Source organism: Silvimonas terrae (assembly GCF_014202765.1).
In the GTDB taxonomy this organism is placed as follows: Bacteria; Pseudomonadota; Gammaproteobacteria; order Burkholderiales; family Chitinibacteraceae; genus Silvimonas; species Silvimonas terrae.
The window spans coordinates 1-18,313 of the sequence record NZ_JACHHN010000007.1 but is presented as its reverse complement, the minus strand read 5'-3'; the positions used below and the strand labels follow the sequence as shown (position 1 = coordinate 18,313).

General features: G+C 57.3%; 18 protein-coding genes. 12 read left to right on the top strand and 6 right to left on the bottom strand.

Going from position 1 to position 18,313, the window contains the following annotated elements:
* Window positions 1-214 precede the first annotated feature (214 nt).
* The 5 genes from HNQ50_RS15870 (at window position 215) to HNQ50_RS15850 (ending at window position 6,047) form a co-directional block, all read left to right on the top strand.
* Window positions 215-1,306, top strand: coding sequence for a porin (locus HNQ50_RS15870; protein WP_184102191.1), 1,092 nt, complete (start codon window positions 215-217; stop codon window positions 1,304-1,306).
* Window positions 1,307-1,690: 384 nt separating this feature from the next.
* Complete coding sequence (locus HNQ50_RS15865) at window positions 1,691-2,935, top strand: ABC transporter substrate-binding protein (RefSeq protein WP_184102190.1); 1,245 nt, start codon at window positions 1,691-1,693, stop codon at window positions 2,933-2,935.
* 146 nt (window positions 2,936-3,081) lie between these two features.
* Complete coding sequence (locus tag HNQ50_RS15860; RefSeq protein WP_184102189.1) at window positions 3,082-3,975, top strand: carbohydrate ABC transporter permease; 894 nt, start codon at window positions 3,082-3,084, stop codon at window positions 3,973-3,975.
* The gene (locus tag HNQ50_RS15855) at window positions 3,975-4,829 is read left to right on the top strand and encodes a carbohydrate ABC transporter permease (RefSeq protein WP_184102188.1); all 855 of its coding nucleotides are present in this window, start codon (window positions 3,975-3,977) and stop codon (window positions 4,827-4,829) included. The genes HNQ50_RS15860 and HNQ50_RS15855 overlap by 1 nt, the downstream gene beginning before the upstream one ends.
* Window positions 4,830-4,955: 126 nt before the next feature.
* The gene (locus HNQ50_RS15850) at window positions 4,956-6,047 is read left to right on the top strand and encodes an ABC transporter ATP-binding protein (RefSeq protein WP_184102187.1); all 1,092 of its coding nucleotides are present in this window, start codon (window positions 4,956-4,958) and stop codon (window positions 6,045-6,047) included.
* 177 nt (window positions 6,048-6,224) lie between these two features.
* Here the strand turns inward: HNQ50_RS15850 and recR are convergent, their stop codons facing one another.
* From recR to HNQ50_RS15825, 5 genes are all read right to left on the bottom strand, one after another.
* Entirely contained in the window at window positions 6,225-6,827 is a 603-nt protein-coding gene (gene recR / locus HNQ50_RS15845) for a recombination mediator RecR (RefSeq protein WP_184102186.1), read from the bottom strand.
* 60 nt (window positions 6,828-6,887) lie between these two features.
* The gene (locus HNQ50_RS15840; RefSeq protein WP_184102185.1) at window positions 6,888-7,217 is read right to left on the bottom strand and encodes a YbaB/EbfC family nucleoid-associated protein; all 330 of its coding nucleotides are present in this window, start codon (window positions 7,215-7,217) and stop codon (window positions 6,888-6,890) included.
* Between the two features lie 86 nt (window positions 7,218-7,303).
* Window positions 7,304-9,166 carry a DNA polymerase III subunit gamma/tau gene (gene dnaX, locus HNQ50_RS15835; RefSeq protein WP_184102184.1) on the bottom strand — a complete coding sequence of 621 codons (1,863 nt, stop codon included), beginning with the start codon at window positions 9,164-9,166 and terminating at the stop codon, window positions 7,304-7,306.
* A gap of 106 nt (window positions 9,167-9,272) precedes the next feature.
* Window positions 9,273-10,205 carry an acetylglutamate kinase gene (argB, locus tag HNQ50_RS15830; protein WP_184102183.1) on the bottom strand — a complete coding sequence of 311 codons (933 nt, stop codon included), beginning with the start codon at window positions 10,203-10,205 and terminating at the stop codon, window positions 9,273-9,275.
* A 10-nt stretch (window positions 10,206-10,215) separates the two neighbouring features.
* On the bottom strand, window positions 10,216-10,671 hold the full coding sequence (locus HNQ50_RS15825) for a PTS sugar transporter subunit IIA (RefSeq protein ID WP_184102182.1): 456 nt from the start codon (window positions 10,669-10,671) through the stop codon (window positions 10,216-10,218).
* Between the two features lie 322 nt (window positions 10,672-10,993).
* Here HNQ50_RS15825 and HNQ50_RS15820 point away from each other — a divergent pair, with 322 nt between their 5' ends.
* The 3 genes from HNQ50_RS15820 (at window position 10,994) to guaA (ending at window position 14,370) form a co-directional block, all read left to right on the top strand.
* Entirely contained in the window at window positions 10,994-11,188 is a 195-nt protein-coding gene (locus HNQ50_RS15820) for an oxidoreductase-like domain-containing protein (protein ID WP_184102181.1), read from the top strand.
* A gap of 113 nt (window positions 11,189-11,301) precedes the next feature.
* Window positions 11,302-12,762: a D-alanyl-D-alanine carboxypeptidase/D-alanyl-D-alanine endopeptidase gene (gene dacB / locus HNQ50_RS15815; protein ID WP_184102180.1), complete on the top strand. Its 1,461-nt coding sequence runs from the start codon at window positions 11,302-11,304 to the stop codon at window positions 12,760-12,762.
* Between the two features lie 51 nt (window positions 12,763-12,813).
* Window positions 12,814-14,370, top strand: a complete 1,557-nt coding sequence (gene guaA, locus HNQ50_RS15810) for a glutamine-hydrolyzing GMP synthase (RefSeq protein ID WP_184102179.1) — start codon at window positions 12,814-12,816, stop codon at window positions 14,368-14,370.
* Between the two features lie 77 nt (window positions 14,371-14,447).
* Here guaA and HNQ50_RS15805 read toward each other — a convergent pair whose 3' ends face one another.
* Window positions 14,448-15,335 carry a LysR family transcriptional regulator gene (locus HNQ50_RS15805; RefSeq protein ID WP_246428757.1) on the bottom strand — a complete coding sequence of 296 codons (888 nt, stop codon included), beginning with the start codon at window positions 15,333-15,335 and terminating at the stop codon, window positions 14,448-14,450.
* A gap of 118 nt (window positions 15,336-15,453) precedes the next feature.
* Between HNQ50_RS15805 and HNQ50_RS15800 the strand changes: the two genes are divergently transcribed.
* The 4 genes from HNQ50_RS15800 (at window position 15,454) to HNQ50_RS15785 (ending at window position 18,044) form a co-directional block, all read left to right on the top strand.
* The gene (locus HNQ50_RS15800) at window positions 15,454-16,173 is read left to right on the top strand and encodes an SDR family oxidoreductase (RefSeq protein WP_184102177.1); all 720 of its coding nucleotides are present in this window, start codon (window positions 15,454-15,456) and stop codon (window positions 16,171-16,173) included.
* 223 nt (window positions 16,174-16,396) lie between these two features.
* Window positions 16,397-16,738 carry an ArsR/SmtB family transcription factor gene (locus HNQ50_RS15795; RefSeq protein WP_184102176.1) on the top strand — a complete coding sequence of 114 codons (342 nt, stop codon included), beginning with the start codon at window positions 16,397-16,399 and terminating at the stop codon, window positions 16,736-16,738.
* Window positions 16,735-17,241 (top strand): SRPBCC domain-containing protein, encoded by a 507-nt coding sequence (locus HNQ50_RS15790; RefSeq protein WP_184102175.1) that lies wholly within the window; start codon window positions 16,735-16,737, stop codon window positions 17,239-17,241. Before HNQ50_RS15795 ends, HNQ50_RS15790 begins: the two co-directional genes overlap by 4 nt.
* 119 nt (window positions 17,242-17,360) lie before the next feature.
* Complete coding sequence (locus HNQ50_RS15785; protein WP_184102174.1) at window positions 17,361-18,044, top strand: 2'-5' RNA ligase family protein; 684 nt, start codon at window positions 17,361-17,363, stop codon at window positions 18,042-18,044.
* Window positions 18,045-18,313 lie beyond the last annotated feature (269 nt).

Below are 18,313 nucleotides of genomic sequence, written 5' to 3'. Positions count from 1 at the left end.
TTGAGAATGATTTTTTAAGTTATTGAATAAGTTGGATTATTTTTTGTTTTTGAAACCAGCAACGCATTGTTGACTGGTTTTTTTTCGCATTGTTCTTGGAAAAGCGCTGCCCGTAATCTGCGGCCAATCAGCAAGCCATACAACGTGCTGCACAAGACCAGCGCTTGGCTGATTTGCGTTTCTTTTTACAGCCGATTTTCAGGAGAAATTAACAATGTTCTATCGTGCTCTGATTGCTGCTGCAGTTACCGCTGCCTTTGCTGCTCCGGCGTTTGCCGATGTTTCCATCAGTGGTTCTGCTGAAATGGATATTTATGCCCGCACCCACCAGGCATCTTCCCAGAAAGCCGATGGCTCCAGCAGCACCGCCCTTGGCAATGAAACCGACCTGATTCTGAATTTTGACGGTACAGATAAACTCGATAGCGGCAACAAGCTGATCTGGCGTGTATCGCAAAAGGTTGCGACACCAAAGACCGCAGAATGGGGCAGCCGTGAAGCTTATATTGGTCTGGCAGGTGATTGGGGTACTTTCCGCTCTGGTCGCGTATTTGCACCGTCTTACCTGGCTCTGGACCAGTTCCAGTGGGGCGCTGGCAATCTGTGGGAAGACTACGGCGCGAATGGCGTATGGTTCAAGGAAGCCCTGGCTTACTCGACTCCAACCTTCAATGGCTTTGGCGCGCAAGTAGCCTATGACCTGGGTACCAAAACCGCGCAAGGTCAGACTTGGGCCGTGGATGCTATTGCGACCTACAACAACAAAGATATTGGCCTGAACCTGGCCGGTGGCTATCAGCAACAAAAGGGTCTTACTGCTCTGAACCAGGATGATGCTTTCATCTCTGGTGGCGATACTGGTGCCAAGCAAGAGTTCTACTTCGTTCAAGGTAACTGGGATATTGCTCGTAGCGGCTTTACCGTTCGCGGTGGCTACAAGCACAACAAGTGGAGCGACTCTAATAACTCGCTCGGCTTTGGTGCTGGCAAGGTAGAGAATGACCAGTTCCTGCTTGCAGGCGCCTATGCCTGGAACAAGAGCCAACTGGCTCTGGGTTGGCAAGATATTGTCAACAGCAAGATTGATGGCCAGAAGTTCAACGATGCCAACGCAAACCAGTTCTTTGGTCAGTACACCTACACACTGTCCAAAAACACCTCCGCTTACCTGCAAGCACGCTACATGAAGTTCAAGGATGCGGATGTCCGTCCGTTTGCGGCAGCAGACTGGCAGCTGGATGGCGTAGCCTCCACCGGCACCGACAACGGCGCTCGCGTCCTCATCGGTACCTGGACCGGCTTCTAATCCAGTCTGATCTGTTTGCATCATCTAAAAAAGGGCGACTTCGGTCGCCCTTTTTTCATTCGGGATATTTGATATATCAAACTTTACGGGCACGATAGCGCCCGGCGTCTGGACCATTAATGCAGGTGTTTTATCGGGGATGATGAAAATCGCGGAATGGGGTTCAGCTTTTTACCAGGAAGGGCGATCAAGACTGTTTCATTTGCGCATCGCCAAAAGCGTGAAATACCAGTATTCATGCGGTTTTAAGCGAAAAACTAAGGTAATCGCCCTACATATCTCCCCTGGTCAGGAGTTCACCTGATTTCGGTCAAATCGTCCCCCCCATAAATTCCGTTACGCGGGTTGCCATGGGGCTGCCCGTAGCCTAGGAGACCGAAGAAAATGAAAACTTTGCGTATGACGCTCTGCGCGGCGGCTTTGTCCGTTGCATGCGCTGCCAATGCGGCTGAGGTGGAAGTGCTGCACTGGTGGACTTCCGGCGGTGAAGCAAAGGCCGCTGGCGAGCTGAAGAAGATGCTCGAAGCCAAGGGCGACAAGTGGAAGGATTTTGCAGTTGCTGGTGGTGCAGGTGACAACGCCATGACCGCGCTGAAGACGCGCGTGGTGTCTGGCAACCCGCCGGCAGCAGCTCAGGTGAAGGGCCCGGCTATTCAAGAGTGGGGCGATCAAGGTGTTCTGGCCAACATCGACGATGTAGCCAACAAGAACGGCTGGAACAAGATTCTGCCGCCGGTTGTGCAAAACGTGATGAAGTATCAAGGTCACTACGTTGCTGCTCCGGTTAACGTTCACCGCGTGAACTGGCTGTGGATCAACCCGGACCTGCTGAAGAAGGCCAATGCCAAGGTTCCGACCACATGGGACGAGTTCTTCAAGACTGCTGATGCCCTGCAAAAAGCGGGTATCCAGCCGGTTGCTTACGGTGGTCAACCGTGGCAAGACGCAACCGTGTTCGAAACCGTGGTTCTGGGCACTGGTGGCGCACCCTTCTTCAAGAAGGCTTTCGTGGATCTGGATCAGGCTAGCCTGAAGAGCCCGACCATGATCAAGTCCCTCGAAATCTACAAGAAGATCAAGCCTTACACCGACAAGAACGCCGCTGGCCGCGACTGGAACCTGGCTACTGCCATGGTTATCAATGGCAAGGCTGGTATGCAGTTCATGGGTGACTGGGCCAAGGGTGAATTCCTGGCTGCTGGCAAGGTTCCGGGCAAAGACTTCCTGTGTGTAGCCGCTCCGGGCACCGCCAAGTCCTACACCTTCAACATCGACAGCTTCATCTTCTTCAAGCTGAAGAACGCCGATGCTATCAAGGGTCAGGACGATCTGGCAGAAACCATCGTTTCGCCGGAATTCCAGCAAGTGTTCAACCTGAACAAGGGTTCCATCCCGGTTCGTCTGGGCGCCGACATGTCCAAGTTTGACGATTGCGGCAAGCAATCGGCCAAGGACTTCGAAGCCGACAACAAGGCTGGCACGCTGGTTCCGTCCTTCGCTCACGGCATGGCTATGCACTCCGCTACCCAAGGCGCCATGTATGACGTCATCTCCCAGTTCTGGAACGATGACAACATGACCGCTCAGCAAGCTGCTGCCAAGCTGGCTGCTGCTGCCAAGGTTAACTAAGACATCAGACCGGTTCGCAAGGACCGGTTGGTCTGAGTTAATCAGCGCTGTCAGTTCGCTGTATTTGCTGTAACCCTCCTTCTCCGGCCCCGGGGAGGGAGGGGGCTTCACCCGTTTCACCCTCATCTGTTCATCGGAGATTTGTCATGATTCAGTCGACCCGGCCAGCTCAGTATGGCTTTGCGGAACGCTGGCTTCCGCGGCTTGTGCTTGCCCCGTCGTTCTTGCTTTCGCTGGTATTCATTTATGGTTTCGTCGCCTGGAATGGTTATCTGTCGTTTACCTCGTCAAGCTTGCTGCCCAACTACCATTGGGTCGGGCTTCACCAGTATGAGCGTCTGTTCGCCAACGAACGTTGGTGGGTAGCGGTCGAGAACCTGTTCAAGTTCGGTATTCTGTTTATCGGTGTCAGCATGCTGGTTGGCATTTTGCTGGCTATTTTGCTCGATCAGAAAATCCGTCAGGAAGGCGCCCTGCGCACCATTTATCTGTACCCGATGGCGCTGTCGTTCATCGTGACCGGTACGGCCTGGAAGTGGATGTTGAACCCGGGCCTGGGGCTGGAAAAGATGATGCATGACTGGGGTTGGACCAGTTTCCAGTTTGACTGGCTGGTGAACCCTGATATGTCGATTTATACCGTGGTGATTGCCGGTATCTGGCAGTCGTCCGGCTTTGTAATGGCGTTGTTCCTCGCGGGCTTGCGCGGTATTGATGATTCGATCATCAAGGCGGCGCAGATCGACGGTGCAACCCTGCCGCGTATTTACTGGAAGATCATTCTGCCGGCCATGCGCCCGGTGTTCTTCTCGACGCTGATGATCCTGGCGCACATTGCCATCAAGAGCTTTGACCTTGTGGTTGCGTTGACTGGCGGTGGCCCTGGCTTCTCGTCTGACCTGCCGGCAACCTACATGTATGCCATGGCGTTTACCCGTGGCGAAATGGGCCTGGGTTCTGCCAGTGCCATGATGATGCTGTTGACCGTGTCTGCAGTGATTGTGCCTTACCTGTATTCCGAACTGCGCCGAGGTCGCTGATGCAATCCAATAAACTCTCCCGCTTTATTGTTTACGCGGTTCTGATTTACTTCGCTGTCTACTACCTCTTGCCGCTGTACGTCATGTTGACGACTTCGGTGAAGACGATGGACGAAATCCGCGGCGGCAACTTGCTGTCGTTCCCGATGCATATCACCTTTGCGGCCTGGTCCAAGGCATGGGGTTCGGCGTGTACCGGTGTGGAATGTACCGGTCTGGCTCCGTTCTTCTGGAACTCTGTACGCATGGTGATTCCGGCGGTGGCCATTTCCACCACGCTGGGTGCGATCAACGGCTACATCCTGTCCAAATGGAAGTTCCCCGGGTCTGAACTGGTGTTTGCCCTGTTGATGTACGGTTTGTACATCCCGTTCCAGGTTCTGCTGTTGCCCATGGCGACGACGGAAGGCTGGCTGGGCATTGCATCGTCGACGACAGGTCTGGTGTTTGTGCACGTGGTGTGCGGTATTGCTTCCACCACGCTGTTCTTCCGCAACTTCTACGTCGGTATTCCGGATGAATTGATCAACGCAGCCCGCCTGGATGGTGCCGGTTTCTGGCGCATCTTCTGGCGCATCGTGCTGCCGATGTCGATTCCTATCCTGATGGTGACGTTGATCTGGCAATTTACCCAGATCTGGAACGACTTCCTGTTTGGTCTGGTGTTCTCTGCCGGTGGTTCGCAACCGATTACTGTCGGTCTGAACAACCTGGCTAACACCTCTACCACGGTCAAGGAATACAACGTTGATATGGCCGCTGCGATTATCGCCGCGCTGCCGACCATCTTCGTGTACGTGGCTGCAGGCAAGTATTTTGTGCGCGGCCTTGCCGCCGGCGCGGTCAAGGGCTGATTCCCGGACCAGATTCACACAACCGGTCATTGCTACATTGCACCTGTGCGGCGCCGGGCTTGAACGAAAACAAGCCGGCGGCCGCTGCAAGTAGCCCGGTACCCGAACTCAGAAATGGAGAAAAAGATGGGCGCACTTGCCATCAAGAACGTAACCAAAAGCTTTGGCGACACGCATATCCTGAAAGGCATCGATATCGAGATCGATGACGGCCAGTTCCTGATCCTGGTTGGTCCGTCTGGCTGCGGCAAGTCCACGCTGATGAACATCATCGCTGGTCTGGAAAGCCCGACTTCCGGCGAAGTCCACATTGGCGATCGCATCGTGAACGACGTCGCCCCGAAAGACCGTGACATCGCCATGGTGTTCCAGAGCTACGCCCTGTACCCGACCATGAACGTGCGTCAGAACATTGCGTTTGGTCTGGAAACCCGCGGTGTACCGAAGAAAGAGCAAGAAGAGGTGATCAACCGCGTCGCCAAGATGCTGCAAATGGATCACCTGCTGGATCGCAAGCCGGGCCAGTTGTCCGGCGGTCAGCGTCAGCGCGTGGCCATGGGTCGTGCCTTGGCCCGTGACCCGATCCTGTTCCTGTTTGACGAGCCGCTGTCTAACCTGGATGCCAAGCTGCGCGTTGAAATGCGGACTGAAATCAAGCAACTGCATCATCGCTTGAAGACCACCATCGTTTATGTGACCCATGACCAGATTGAGGCCATGACGCTGGGCGATCGCATTGCGGTCATGAAAGATGGCGTGATTCAGCAGTTCGGCAGCCCGCAAGACATCTACGAGCGTCCGTCCAATATGTTCGTGGCCAGCTTTATTGGCTCGCCGTCGATGAACTTCATCGAATGTCATCTGGCCGAGCAAAATGGCCAGATCGGCGTGAGCCTGACCAGCGAAAGCGACGCTCGCTTTGTGCCGCTGAAAGACGGCGCCAAGTTTGCCAAGCGCGTTGGCCAGGAGGTCGTCATGGGTGTTCGTCCGGAACAACTGGATGTGGCCCACGGTGACGAAATGGCGCTGGGTTGCAAGGTGATGCTGACCGAGCCGACTGGCCCGGACACCATGATCTTTACCCGTATCAACGGTAAGGACGTGACCGCACGCGTGCACCCGCGCGATGCCAAGGGCCCGGGCGAAGTCATGCGCCTGGCGCTGGATATGGGCAAGGTCGTGTTCTTCGATCCGAAAACCCAACTGCGTATCGACTAATCGACGCAGTCAAGCGGCCGGCAGGTCTGGCCGCTTAAGCTCTTCCGCAGGAGCAGCGACTTGGCCCCACCTTGTGTGGGGCCTTTCTTTTGTGGGGTTAGGGCAGAAACGGGTATGCGTGGCGCGCAAGAGGGCCGCGAAGGCTCGGGCTGGTGGCGCTGGAGGGGTAGGTGGCGCTTAGCCCGCGAGCGTGCGGCGCTCGACCAGTGCTTGCGCCAGCGTACTTGGATCTGCGTGTTCCAACTCGCCGCCGACGGGCAAGCCACGGGCAATACGGCTGACGGTGAGCCCGCGTGCACGCAGCATCTCGGCCAGATAGTGCGCGGTGGCCTCACCTTCTACCGTGAAGTTGGTCGACAGTATGACTTCTTTGACGATGCCATCGCTGGCGCGCTCCAGCAGGCGGCTAAACGCAATGTCTTTGGGGCCGATGCCGTCGAGCGGGCTCAAGCGGCCCATCAGCACAAAATAAAGACCGTGGTAGGCCAGGGTCTGCTCCACCATCAATAAATCGGTCGGCATTTCCACCACGCACAGTTGTTCGTGCGTGCGGTTTTCGTCGGCACAGATTTCGCAGATATCCGATTCGGTAAAGGTATTGCACAACTGGCAATGCTTGAGCGTGGCCAGAGCCGTCATGATGGCATGCGCCAGGCTATCCGCGCCGGTCTGATCCCGTTGCAGCAGGTGGTACGCCATACGGCTGGCCGACTTGGGGCCCACGCCAGGCAATACGCGCAAGGAATCGATCAGATGCTGCAGGGAGGAGGGTGTGCTCATGGGGAGGCCAGAATGAAAAAAGGGTGAACCCGCACCGCGGGTTCACCCTTTTTGATCCATTTAGAACGGCATCTTGAAACCGGCCGGCAGGTTCAGGCCGGAGGTAAAGCCTGCCATTTTTTCCTGGGTGGTGGTTTCCACCTTGCGCACGGCGTCGTTAAGCGCGGCGGCGATCAGGTCTTCCAGCATGTCCTTGTCGTCTTGCAGCAACGAGTCGTCAATGCTGACACGCTTGACTGCGTGGTGACAGGTCATCACGACCTTGACCATACCGGCACCAGCCTGGCCTTCCACTTCCACCTGGCCCAATGCTTCCTGGGCCTTTTGCATGTTTTCCTGCATTTGCTGGGCTTGCTTCATCAAGCCGCCCAGACCACCTTTGTTGAACATTGTTCTGCTCCTTGTTGACGACTTGCGCCGGCATATTAACCGCCAGCATCAATGACAAATTTGTTCACATTAACCAGATTGTGCCATCAGAGTGGCTGAATAGACCCCGGCATGACAATGGCGCCCAGTTCTTGCACCATGCTTTGCACAAAAGGGTCGTTCTGGATGGCCTGTTCGGCTTCATCCTGCCGTTTCTCTCGTGCCCGCTGCATGATGGCAGCCGGCGTATGTTCGATAACCGCTTCAATCAGTTCTGTGCTGACCTGAACCGGTTGACCGAAGTGCCGGCTCAAGAGTTCACAGAGCTTATCCTGGAAGTCTCGCGTGGCGACCGCCCGGTTGCTGTCCGAGACGCGCAGTTTGAAATGGGCGTTATCCCAGGACAATAATTCTGCCTGTTGCGCCAGCATACCGGCCGCGCCCATGCGCAGATCGACCACCAGACCATGCCAGTCACCATCGAAGGTGGCGAGACTGACTGCGACCGCCGCCGCTTCACCGGGCGGCTGTTCCTGCGGCGCGGTCGGTCGGGTTTGCACTGGCGGTGCGGATTCAAAATCCGGCTCGGAGACAGGCTCCAGATATTCCACAGGCTCCGGCATGTCATCCGCTGCGGGCCCGCCTTGTTGGGTGCTGGCAGGCGCTGGTGCAGCTTCCCATGGTGCGGGTTCCGCTGGCGCTGCCACGGCAGGCGCAGGCGCCGCCGCTACAGGCGGCGGCGCAGGAACAGGTGCGGCGACCGGTGCAGCCATCGGGGCCGGCACGATGGGGGCGCTGGTTGTCGGTGCCGCCACAGGGGCTGCCGTGACCGGCGCTGGCCGCACGGCGGCCGTGCTGTTCAACACCGGCAGGTTATCTGCCGCCGTAGTCGGTGCAAACGCCAGCATGCGCATTAGCGACATCGAAAAACCGGCGTATTCATCCGGTGCCAGTGCCAGATCGCGACGGCCATGAATGGCAATCTGGTAATACAACTGGGTTTCTTCGGCCGGCAAGGCCTGGGCCATGGCGAGGATATCTGCGCGCAGCGGCAGATCATCGGCCAGTGCGCCCGGTACCACTTGTGCCAGCGCAATCTGGTGCAGCACGTGCGCCAGTTCATGTAATGCAGACTCGTACGACAAGCCCCGGGCGGAGATCGAATCGGCAGCGGCCATCATGGCCGTGCCATCGTGGGCGACCAGCGCGCGCAGGATATCAAACAGATAACCCTGGTCAACCGCGCCCAACATGGCGCGTACGCCTTCCTCCCGTACTTCGCCCGAGCCGTAGGCAATGGCCTGGTCCAGCAAACTCAGCGCGTCACGCATCGAGCCATTGGCGGCGTGGCCCAACAAACTCAATGAGGCGGGTTCAAAGCTGATCTGTTCGGCTTGCAGTACGTTGTGCAGATGACCTGCCACTTGTTGTGGCGTCATCTGGCGCAAAGAAAACTGCAAACAGCGGCTCAACACCGTAATCGGCACTTTCTGCGGATCGGTGGTGGCCAGAATGAATTTGACGTGCCCAGGGGGTTCTTCCAGGGTTTTGAGCATCGCGTTGAAGGCACTTTTGGAGAGCATGTGCACTTCATCGATGATGTAGACCTTGAAGCGGCCGCTGGTGGGGGCGTACTGGGCGTTATCGAGTACTTCGCGGATATTGTCGATGCCGGTGTTGGACGCGGCGTCGATCTCCAGCAAGTCGACAAAGCGGCCCGCATCAATCTGCGTACAGGCACTGCACACGCCGCACGGCTCGGCGGTCACGCCGGTCTCGCAATTGAGCGATTTGGCCATGATCCGCGCGATCGTGGTTTTGCCTACACCACGGGTGCCGGTCAAGAGCCAGGCATGGTGCAGACGGCCCGTGGCAAAGGCATTGGACAGCGCCTTGATGACGTGTTCCTGGCCAACCAGCTGGGCAAAAGTGCGAGGGCGCCACTTACGGGCGAGTACTTGATAAGTCATGGCGCAATTCTATCAGAACACCGCCGGGGCAACTGCAAAGGCGTATCCAACCGGCCGCATGAAGTGGCCAGTCGGATACGCCTTGGTATTTCAGGTTGTGTGGCGCTTATTCGGTGTGGAAATAGCGTTGGGTATCCGTCAGAAAGTGCGGCCCGCCATCGCCCCGGATCAGCGTGCCTATCCCTTCGCTGGTCAAGAGTTCCAGCAACAGCGCATTGGGCACGCGCCCGTCAATGATGTGGGCCGATTTGACGCCGGTACGCACGGCATCCAGCGCAGAGCCAATCTTGGGCAGCATGCCGCCAGAGATGGTGCCGTCGGCAATCAGGGCATCCACGTCGGACAGCGTCACGCCGGCAATCAACTTGCCGTTGCGATCCAGCACGCCCGGCGTATTGGTCATCAGGATCAGCTTTTCGGCATCCAGCGCACGGGCCAGTGTGCCGGCCACCAGATCGGCGTTGATGTTGTAAGCCTGTCCGTCCAGCCCCACACCAATCGGCATGATCACCGGTACAAAATTGCGGGTTTGCAGCAGACTGATGAGTTCGGTGTCGACTTTTTCGATCTCGCCCACGGCACCAATATCCACCGGGCCGGTATCGCCCGGCTCTGGCGGCAACAGCATTTTGCGCGCCTGAATAAAGTATCCATCCTGACCATTGAGCCCCACGGCCTTGCCGCCGCTGCGGTTGATCAGTCCGACGATTTCCTGGTTGAGCTTGCCGGTAGCCATCTCTACCGCTTCCAGCGTTTGCGCATCGGTCACGCGCATGCCACGGCGAAACTCGCTCTTCACGCCCATTTTTTCCAGCAAACCGCTGATCTGCGGGCCGCCGCCATGGACGATAACGGGCTTCATGCCCACCAGTTGCAATAGCGCGATATCTCGGGCAAAACCGGCTTTGAGCGCCTCGTCCGTCATGGCGTTGCCGCCATACTTGATCACAAAAATCTTGTTATGAAAGCTCTGGATGTAGGGGAGGGCTTCGGCCAGGATATTGGCCTTGTCACCCGCGCCCAGCAAGGCACTGATCATGGTGGTTCCCTTAGGCCGTGGCGTTGGCGGCGAACAACTGGTGTACTTCTTGCGGCGTGGCACAGGTACGCAGCTTGTTGCGGAAGTCCTGATCGCTAAACAGTTGCGCAATCGCGGCCAGAATCTCCAGATGCGCCTGGGTGGCGCGTTCCGGCACAATCAGCGCCAGAATGCTGGAGACTGGTTTGCCATCCGGGGCGTCGTAGGGCAATGCCAGTTCAGTGCGCACAAACACGGCAATGGCTTCGTTCAGCCCTTTAAGGCGGGCATGCGGCAGTGCCATACCCAGGCCCAGCGCCGTTGAACCCAGTTTTTCCCGGTCTTGCAGGCTTTTGACCACCAGGTCGCTGGAGAGTTGGTGCGTTTGTTGCAAACGACGCCCGATCTCTTCAAACAGTCTGGTTTTGCTGGAAACATTCAGATCCAGCACGATGTCTTCGGGTTGCAATAGCTGCGAAATGTCCATGGAGGGTATACCGGGTCCTGTACAGGAAAAACATGAAGTGGCTGAACCGTTTTAGCCCGCCCCCAGCTTGTGGCCATGGGGTAGCGTCACGGTTTGGTCGGATTATACGAAAAACCTCGCTGCCCATTGGCGTTTTTGCACGATTTTTATAGCGTTTTTACATACTCTAACAGAAGCCTGGATCACATATTGGCGCTGGCCCGGCATGCTGGTTTTGGCCGTTTGTCTACTGCAAAGCGCCTGCGTCCGCGCCGTCGCATGGATAATGGGGACACACGCTTCGTTTTGAACCCTTTTTTGTTGATCGGATTGATAAGCGGTTATGTCGCAGGATAAATGGAATGACCCCGCAGACCCCATGCCAGAACCGCCTTATGAGCCGGCCCTGGAAGAATGCTGCGGTAACGGTTGTGAGCCCTGTATTTTTGATATCTATAACGAAGCGTTGCGCCAGTACCGCGCCGATCTCAAAGCCTGGCAAGTACGCCATCCAGAGGCGGACGGGTTTTCGCATTAATCGCTTATTGCTTTAGGCAAGCGCAAAACTTGCCTTCTATTGCGGCTGGCAAGGGGCCCGGCGCGCGGGCACAATCGGCCAGTCTGTTTTCACCGCCAGGATTTTGCTCCGCCATGAAGCTTTCCCGTCTTTGTTCTACCCGTATGCTCAGCGCACTTGGTCTGGCGCTGACCGTGAGTGTCGCCACGGCGGCCAATCCTTTGCCGGCGCCTGTGGCTGCCGCGCTCAACAATGCGCATTTGCCCGCATCGGCTTTGTCGCTGGTGGTGCTGCCCCTCGATCAAGCCGGCGGCGAATACTGGAATGCCGACGTGCCGGCCAACCCGGCCTCCACCATGAAGCTGATCACCACCTTTGCCGCGCTCGATCTGCTGGGGCCCGCGTTCTCCTGGAATACAGATATATATAGTGATGGCGTGGTCAGCGATGGCGTATTGCGCGGCAATCTGTATCTGAAGGGCTCGGGCGATCCCAAGTTCACCATGGAGCGTTTGTGGATGCTGCTGCGAGACGTGCGCGCAGCCGGCATTAAACGTATCAATGGTGACATCGTGCTGGATCGCAGTTATCTGAGTATTCCCGCAAAAACCAGTTTTGCAGATGACGGTAATGACCCGGCGCGCGCCTATCTGGTTGGTCCGGATAGCTTGCTGGTCAATTTCCATGCGTTCCGGTTCCACGTCGTGAACGATGCAGGCGGTGCGCGGGTCAATGTGGATCCGCCCTTGCCCGAACTGACTGTAGATAGCGCCATCAAGACGTCGGCCGCTGCACCCTGCGCCGGCAGCAACCTGGCATTCATGGCTAGTGGCGCGGGCAGCGCGGTGCGCGTCAAAGTAACGGGCGCGTTGCCGGCAGACTGTGCCGTCGACAAATACCAGTCTTATCTGGATGCCGTCACCTACACCGGCAGCCTTGCACGCTACCTCTGGCAGCAAACGGGCGGCGAGATCACCGGAGGTATCCGCACTGGCGAAGTGCCCACGCAAGCGACGCGACTGGCGCAATCGCAGTCGTCCGACCTGGCCAGCAATATCCGCGACATCAACAAATACAGTAATAATTTGATGGCGCGGCAGTTGTTCCTTACGCTGGGCGCCCGTTATCGCCAGCCGGGTGAAGATGATATCCAGTCTGCTGCGCGGACTATCCAGACCTGGTTGCAGCGGCGGGGCGGCAACTGGCCTGAACTGGTGCTGGAAAACGGCTCTGGCCTCTCGCGTGAAGAACAGATTTCTGCCCGCCATATGGCCCAGCTGCTGCAATGGGCTGGTCAAAGCCCCTATGCGCCAGAGTTCATCTCTTCACTGCCGATCGCTGCCGTGGATGGCACCATGAAAAAACGGCTTAAAGATAGCGACGTCGCCGGTGAAGCCCATATCAAGACGGGCACGCTCAAGAATGTGCGCGCCGCTGCCGGTTTTGTCCGCGCAGATGACGGGCGCATGCGGGTGGTGGTCGCCATCCTTAATCACCCGCAGGCAGAGCGTGGTCTGCCGGTACTTGACGCTGTCCTGGCATGGGTTCAACAATCCGGCGCAGTGGCACTCGCGGGAAACGCCGTAACACGCTAAAATAGCTGGCTTTTTCCCGCCCTGACTTCCCGGGCTTACCAAAGGCGCGTCATGGACAAAATCCTGATTCTCGATTTCGGCTCCCAAGTCACCCAGCTGATCGCCCGCCGTGTGCGTGAAGCACACGTCTACAGCGAACTGCATTCGTTCGACGTGTCGATCGACTTTATCCGCGACTTCAAGCCCACCGGCATTATCTTGTCGGGCGGCCCAAACTCGGTATACGAAAGCGACTATCAGGCTGACGCAGCCTTGTTTGAACTGGGCGTGCCCGTGCTGGGCATCTGCTACGGCATGCAGTGGATGGCGCAAAGCCTGGGCGGCAAGGTCGACGGCGGCCATGTGCGCGAGTTCGGTTACGCCGAAATCCGCGCGCGCAATCACAGCAAGCTGTTCCGTGACCTGCAAGATCGCAGCAACGAACAAGGTCACGGCCTGCTGGATGTGTGGATGAGCCACGGTGACAAGGTCACCGCGCTGCCGCAAGGCTTCAGCGTCATTGCAGAAAACCCGTCTTGCCCGATCGCCGCGATGGCGGATGAAGACCGCGGCTTTTACGGCGTGCAGTTCCATCCGGAAGTGACCCATACCATCAAGGGTCGCGACATGATCAACCGCTTTGTGCTGGATATCTGCGGCGCCAAGCCGTCGTGGACCATGCCCAACTACGTGGATCAGGCCGTCGAGAAAATCCGTGAACAGGTCGGTGATGAAGAAGTCATCCTGGGTCTGTCCGGCGGTGTCGATTCCTCCGTGGCCGCTGCGCTGATCCATCGTGCCATTGGCGATCGCCTGACCTGCGTGTTTGTCGATAACGGCTTGCTGCGCCTGAATGAAGGCGAGCAGGTCATGAACATCTTCAACAAGCATCTGGGCGTGAAGGTGATCCATGTCGATGCGACTGCGCAGTTCATGGGGCACCTGGCGGGCGTGAGCGATCCGGAAGCCAAGCGCAAGATCATTGGCCGTGAATTCGTGGAAGTGTTCCAGGCCGAAGCCGCCAAACTGCCCAAAGCCAAATGGCTGGCGCAAGGCACCATCTACCCGGATGTCATCGAGTCCGCTGGCGCCAAAACCAAGAAAGCGCACACCATCAAGAGCCACCACAATGTGGGTGGCCTGCCGGAAACGTTGAATCTCAAGCTGCTGGAGCCGCTGCGCGAACTGTTCAAGGACGAAGTCCGTGAACTGGGCGTGGCACTCGGTCTGCCGCACGAAATGGTCTACCGTCACCCATTCCCGGGCCCGGGCCTGGGGGTACGCGTGCTGGGTGAAGTCAAACAAAACTTCTGCGACCTGCTGCGCCGCGCCGACGCCATCTTCATTGATGAGCTGCGCGCTGCCGACTGGTACGACAAAACCTCGCAAGCCTTCGCCGTATTCCTGCCGGTCAAGTCCGTGGGCGTGATGGGCGATGGTCGTACTTATGAATATGTTGTCGCCTTGCGTGCCGTGCAGACCAGCGACTTCATGACCGCCAAGTGGGCTGAACTCCCGTATGACCTGCTGGGCAAGGTCTCCAACCGCATCATCAACGAAGTCCGTGGCATCAACCGCGTGGTTTATGATGTGTCGGGCAAGCCGCCTGCCACCATTGAGTGGGAATAATCTGGCGTTGAGTCAGACAGCAAAAAAGCCCGTGGAGACACGGGCTTTTTGTTTTTAGGGCCGGCCTGACCCGGATTTTAACGGGTGTGAGGGCCGAATCGCGCCATCATGAAATCGATAAAGCTCGCCAGCTTGGCCGTGAGCTTGCGTTCTGGCAGATAGACAATATTCACCGGAAAACTCGGCGCGGGTAGGTCAGGAAACAGCCGGACGAGTGTTCCTTCCGCCAGGTCCTTCTCCAGCAGCATTTCCGGCAATAAAACGATGCCGATACCGGCCAGCGCGGCCTGGCGCAGGGCCTGCCCGCCGCTGATATCCAGACGACCTGGCACCTGCACTGTCTGCGCTGAGCCGTCTGCCAGGGTAAAGCGCCAGTCCCGGTCGGGGTCGCTGTCATAGCCGAACGCCAGGCAATTGTGTTCTGTCAGCTCCACCGGGCAGACTGGTGTGCCGTGTCTGGCCAGGTATTCTGGCGCTGCACAGGCTATCCGCGCTGAGGGCGCCAGTGGCCGGGAGATCAGACTGGAATCCGGCAAGGTACCGACGCGGATTGCGGCATCGAAGCCGCCATCAGCAAGATCGACCACACGGTCACTCAGCGCCAGTTCGACGTGCACGTCAGGGTACTGCTCCAGATATTCCTTCATCGCCGGTGCCAGTCTCTGGCTGGCATAGATGACGGGGGCGCTGACCCGCAGACGTCCGCGCGGCCTTGTACGCATATCGCGCGCATCAATTTCTGCCGCGTGCACCTGCGCCAGGATACTGACGCACTGCTCGTAGTAACTGCGGCCGATTTCGGTCAGGCTTTGCCGCCGCGTAGTGCGGTTCAAAAGGCGCGTGCCGAGCCGATTCTCCAGCGCGCGGATATGGTTGCCGACCATGGTCGCAGTCATGCCACTGCCTTCTGCGGCGGCGGCAAAACTGCCGCGTTCGATCACGCGCACAAAGATCGACATGCTCATGAAACGATCCATTCATTAGCCTTGCTTATGAGTGAAAAAAATGAGGCGTCGTTTATCAAATATCCAAGGGTAATCATGATGGGTGCACGTCATTTGACGCAACCAGTAAAGGGTCATCATGAATCTGCAACACAGAAAAGTAGTGATATTGGGCGGCACCTCCGGTATCGGCCTGGCTGTAGCGCACGCCACACTGGCCCAGGGCGCAACGGTGGTTGTTTCGTCCTCACGCCATGACAGGGTGGCGGCGGCGCTGGCAGAACTCGGCCCGCGTGCGCAAGGGCGGGTTGCCGATCTGAATGATATGGCTGCTGTAGATGCCCTGTTTGCGGGCCTCGGCGAGATTGATCACCTCGTATATACCGCTGGTGACAGCCTGCTGCTCGGTGAACTGATCCACACCGAACTGAGTGCAATACGCAAAGCGTTCGACGTGCGGGTGTTTGGTGCGGTGGCCGTGGTGAAAGCGGCGACGCCATACCTTCGCAAAGGGGGATCGATCACGCTCACCGGCGGCGTCGCCAGTGTGCGACCGCAGAAAGGCTGGACTGCGGGTGCGAGTATTTGCGCCGCTATGGAAGGTTTTATGCGGGCAAGCGCTGTGGAGCTAGCGCCGATCCGGGTCAATCTCGTCAGCCCTGGCTTCACGCGCACACCCTTGTGGTCGAGTGTTCCGGAAAGTGAGCGCGAGGCGATGTACCAACAAGTGGGTGCCCGCCTGCCGGTTGGTCGGGTGGGGGAGGCAGACGAGGTGGCGCAGGCCTATCTCTATCTGATGAACAATGCCTTTGCGACCGGGCAAGCGGTCGTGATTGATGGGGGCGGCGTCCTGGTCTAAGCCGGTGTGGGCCGTTAGATACCCAGGTATGCAGACTCATTCAGTGACATTCAGTGAATACGATGATGTCTGCTGGCGATAACAAACAAAGAGCCCGTCTCCCTGCGGGCTCTTTGTTATTTGTGCCTACCGTTCGTTACCACATAACACTTAGGCATTGACCTAAGTATTGTGTGGTGCCAGGATTGATTGCATCGATAGTCCGGGAAACAAGGGTGCTTTTATGTTGCAGTCTGCCGTCGCTGATGATGTCTTTCTTGCCTTGTCCAGTGCGACGCGGCGGCAAATCCTTGAGCAACTCTCCGTTGCGCCTGCCACCGTCAGCCAGTTGGCCGCAGCGTTTGAGATGAAGCTTCCTTCATTCGTGCAGCATTTATCGTTGCTCGAACGCAGTCGCCTTGTCACGTCGACCAAGCAGGGGCGGGTGCGGACTTATGAGATTGCGCCCGATCAGTTCAAAGTTGCAGAAGACTGGCTGACCGAGCGCCGCCGGTTATGGGAATCCCGCTTCGATCAATTCGACGACTACGTCAAACAACTCAAGGCAAAGGAGTCAGGCTCATGAACAAGCTCTTCGCAATCAACCCGGCAACGGATTTCGTGCTCGAACGGCAGATAGACGCGCCCATCCACCTGGTGTGGGAGGTACTGACCAAACCGGAGCACCTCAAAGTCTGGTACATGCCCAAGGCTTGGGGTGCGGTCTCTCACTGCGAAATGGACGTTCGTCCGGGCGGGATGCTCAGCATCGACATCACAACGGCAGACGGCCAGACCTTTCCAAACCTGGGCTGCTTTGTCGAAGTCATCCCCATGGAACGTCTTGTCTGGACGTCCATGCTGTTCCCCGGCTTTCGTCCGGCGGTGTTTGACGACATACCGATCACAGCCATCATGACGCTGCATTCTTCAGGAGGCGGAACGCGCTACGTGTTCACAGCGCTCCACCGAAATGAAGCGGACTTCCGGCAAAACAAGGAATCGGGCTGGCAGGAGGGGACGAGCATTGCTATGGATCAGCTTGTGGCGCATGTAAATTCGCTACGGCAGTTCACGATATCGACGTGATGCACATAGAACGATCGTTCGTCTATCGGAAACTCCGTACGAAAGTGCGGGGTTTTTGTCTCTCCACAATACCAAAAGGCTAGTATCGAATTTCCCGGCTGAATTTGGTGGGTGTTCGTATGGATCGCGGACCAATTGGTTTATTTGAAGAGCAAGAGTCCTTCCCGGAGAGTCTGTCTGGAGGTGGTTATATGCGACCTCCTGATCCTCCGTTGCTTGAGAGCGCCGCGAAGCGTGGCGGCTTTGGCGGGCGCCCGATTGGCAATCTTTTCTTCGCGCTCTTCCCTAGCGCGGCTGCAATTCAACTGATTTACGAACTCGCGGTACACGAGTGCCACATTCACTCTCTTGCAGGCTACTTCATTGCGCTGGAGCGATTGCACATGTCACTTGCGCCCTTGGTGACATTTCCGGGTGAGATCGCGCCGCCTTTATATCTTGATGCCGGGATCTACATTGGTAACCGGATTCAAATGCACCCCTTCATGATCAGCCTTGATCGCACGGCCAACTTCAATGGTAGAGGTAGCCGCTGGCCCTATGTATTAACTGCTGGGGAGGGCAGAGGGGGCACGATCACGTTATCGACCCTACTGGCCAAGGAGTTGCGCAAGGTCGGAATCAAATTCAGCCCTTCCTCGGTCAATCCCCATGTCACCATGCTGTATGACCGCAAGCGCCCGCCCGCACGTGAGGTAGAAGCAATCTCATGGCTGGTCAACGATTTTGCGCTGGTGCATAGCCATGTTGGTGAAAGCCGATACGACATCATCAAGCGTTGGACGTTAAGCGGTTCAATCTGAATGCGGGGCAAGGGTGTTCTGCGGTGCACATATATATAAGCCAGGCCGGACGCAGTCCGGCCTGGCTTATATATATGCTCTACGCGTCGTTTCTGGGGGCACCGGAAACCGGAAAACCGCGTGTTTGATGGTAAGGCTTCGGGTTTTTGGCGGCGTGCAGAACAGCAAGAAAAGCAAATTTCCTTACGGATCAGGTGCTTGTTAAGCAGGCAGGAAATTTGTTGCAGGAAGGTGTTGACGGGTCCGGGGATGGTCCGTATAGTTCGGTT

What these genes read in the sequence shown, in the direction of transcription:
- HNQ50_RS15870 (WP_184102191.1), top strand. Translation starts at nt 215, where the DNA reads ATGTTCTATCGTGCTCTGATTGCTGCTGCAGTTACCGCTGCCTTTGCT.
- HNQ50_RS15865 (WP_184102190.1), top strand. Translation starts at nt 1,691, where the DNA reads ATGAAAACTTTGCGTATGACGCTCTGCGCGGCGGCTTTGTCCGTTGCA.
- HNQ50_RS15860 (WP_184102189.1), top strand. Translation starts at nt 3,082, where the DNA reads ATGATTCAGTCGACCCGGCCAGCTCAGTATGGCTTTGCGGAACGCTGG.
- HNQ50_RS15855 (WP_184102188.1), top strand. Translation starts at nt 3,975, where the DNA reads ATGCAATCCAATAAACTCTCCCGCTTTATTGTTTACGCGGTTCTGATT.
- HNQ50_RS15850 (WP_184102187.1), top strand. Translation starts at nt 4,956, where the DNA reads ATGGGCGCACTTGCCATCAAGAACGTAACCAAAAGCTTTGGCGACACG.
- recR (WP_184102186.1), bottom strand. Translation starts at nt 6,827, where the DNA reads ATGAGCACACCCTCCTCCCTGCAGCATCTGATCGATTCCTTGCGCGTA.
- HNQ50_RS15840 (WP_184102185.1), bottom strand. Translation starts at nt 7,217, where the DNA reads ATGTTCAACAAAGGTGGTCTGGGCGGCTTGATGAAGCAAGCCCAGCAA.
- dnaX (WP_184102184.1), bottom strand. Translation starts at nt 9,166, where the DNA reads ATGACTTATCAAGTACTCGCCCGTAAGTGGCGCCCTCGCACTTTTGCC.
- argB (WP_184102183.1), bottom strand. Translation starts at nt 10,205, where the DNA reads ATGATCAGTGCCTTGCTGGGCGCGGGTGACAAGGCCAATATCCTGGCC.
- HNQ50_RS15825 (WP_184102182.1), bottom strand. Translation starts at nt 10,671, where the DNA reads ATGGACATTTCGCAGCTATTGCAACCCGAAGACATCGTGCTGGATCTG.
- HNQ50_RS15820 (WP_184102181.1), top strand. Translation starts at nt 10,994, where the DNA reads ATGTCGCAGGATAAATGGAATGACCCCGCAGACCCCATGCCAGAACCG.
- dacB (WP_184102180.1), top strand. Translation starts at nt 11,302, where the DNA reads ATGAAGCTTTCCCGTCTTTGTTCTACCCGTATGCTCAGCGCACTTGGT.
- guaA (WP_184102179.1), top strand. Translation starts at nt 12,814, where the DNA reads ATGGACAAAATCCTGATTCTCGATTTCGGCTCCCAAGTCACCCAGCTG.
- HNQ50_RS15805 (WP_246428757.1), bottom strand. Translation starts at nt 15,335, where the DNA reads ATGAGCATGTCGATCTTTGTGCGCGTGATCGAACGCGGCAGTTTTGCC.
- HNQ50_RS15800 (WP_184102177.1), top strand. Translation starts at nt 15,454, where the DNA reads ATGAATCTGCAACACAGAAAAGTAGTGATATTGGGCGGCACCTCCGGT.
- HNQ50_RS15795 (WP_184102176.1), top strand. Translation starts at nt 16,397, where the DNA reads ATGTTGCAGTCTGCCGTCGCTGATGATGTCTTTCTTGCCTTGTCCAGT.
- HNQ50_RS15790 (WP_184102175.1), top strand. Translation starts at nt 16,735, where the DNA reads ATGAACAAGCTCTTCGCAATCAACCCGGCAACGGATTTCGTGCTCGAA.
- HNQ50_RS15785 (WP_184102174.1), top strand. Translation starts at nt 17,361, where the DNA reads ATGGATCGCGGACCAATTGGTTTATTTGAAGAGCAAGAGTCCTTCCCG.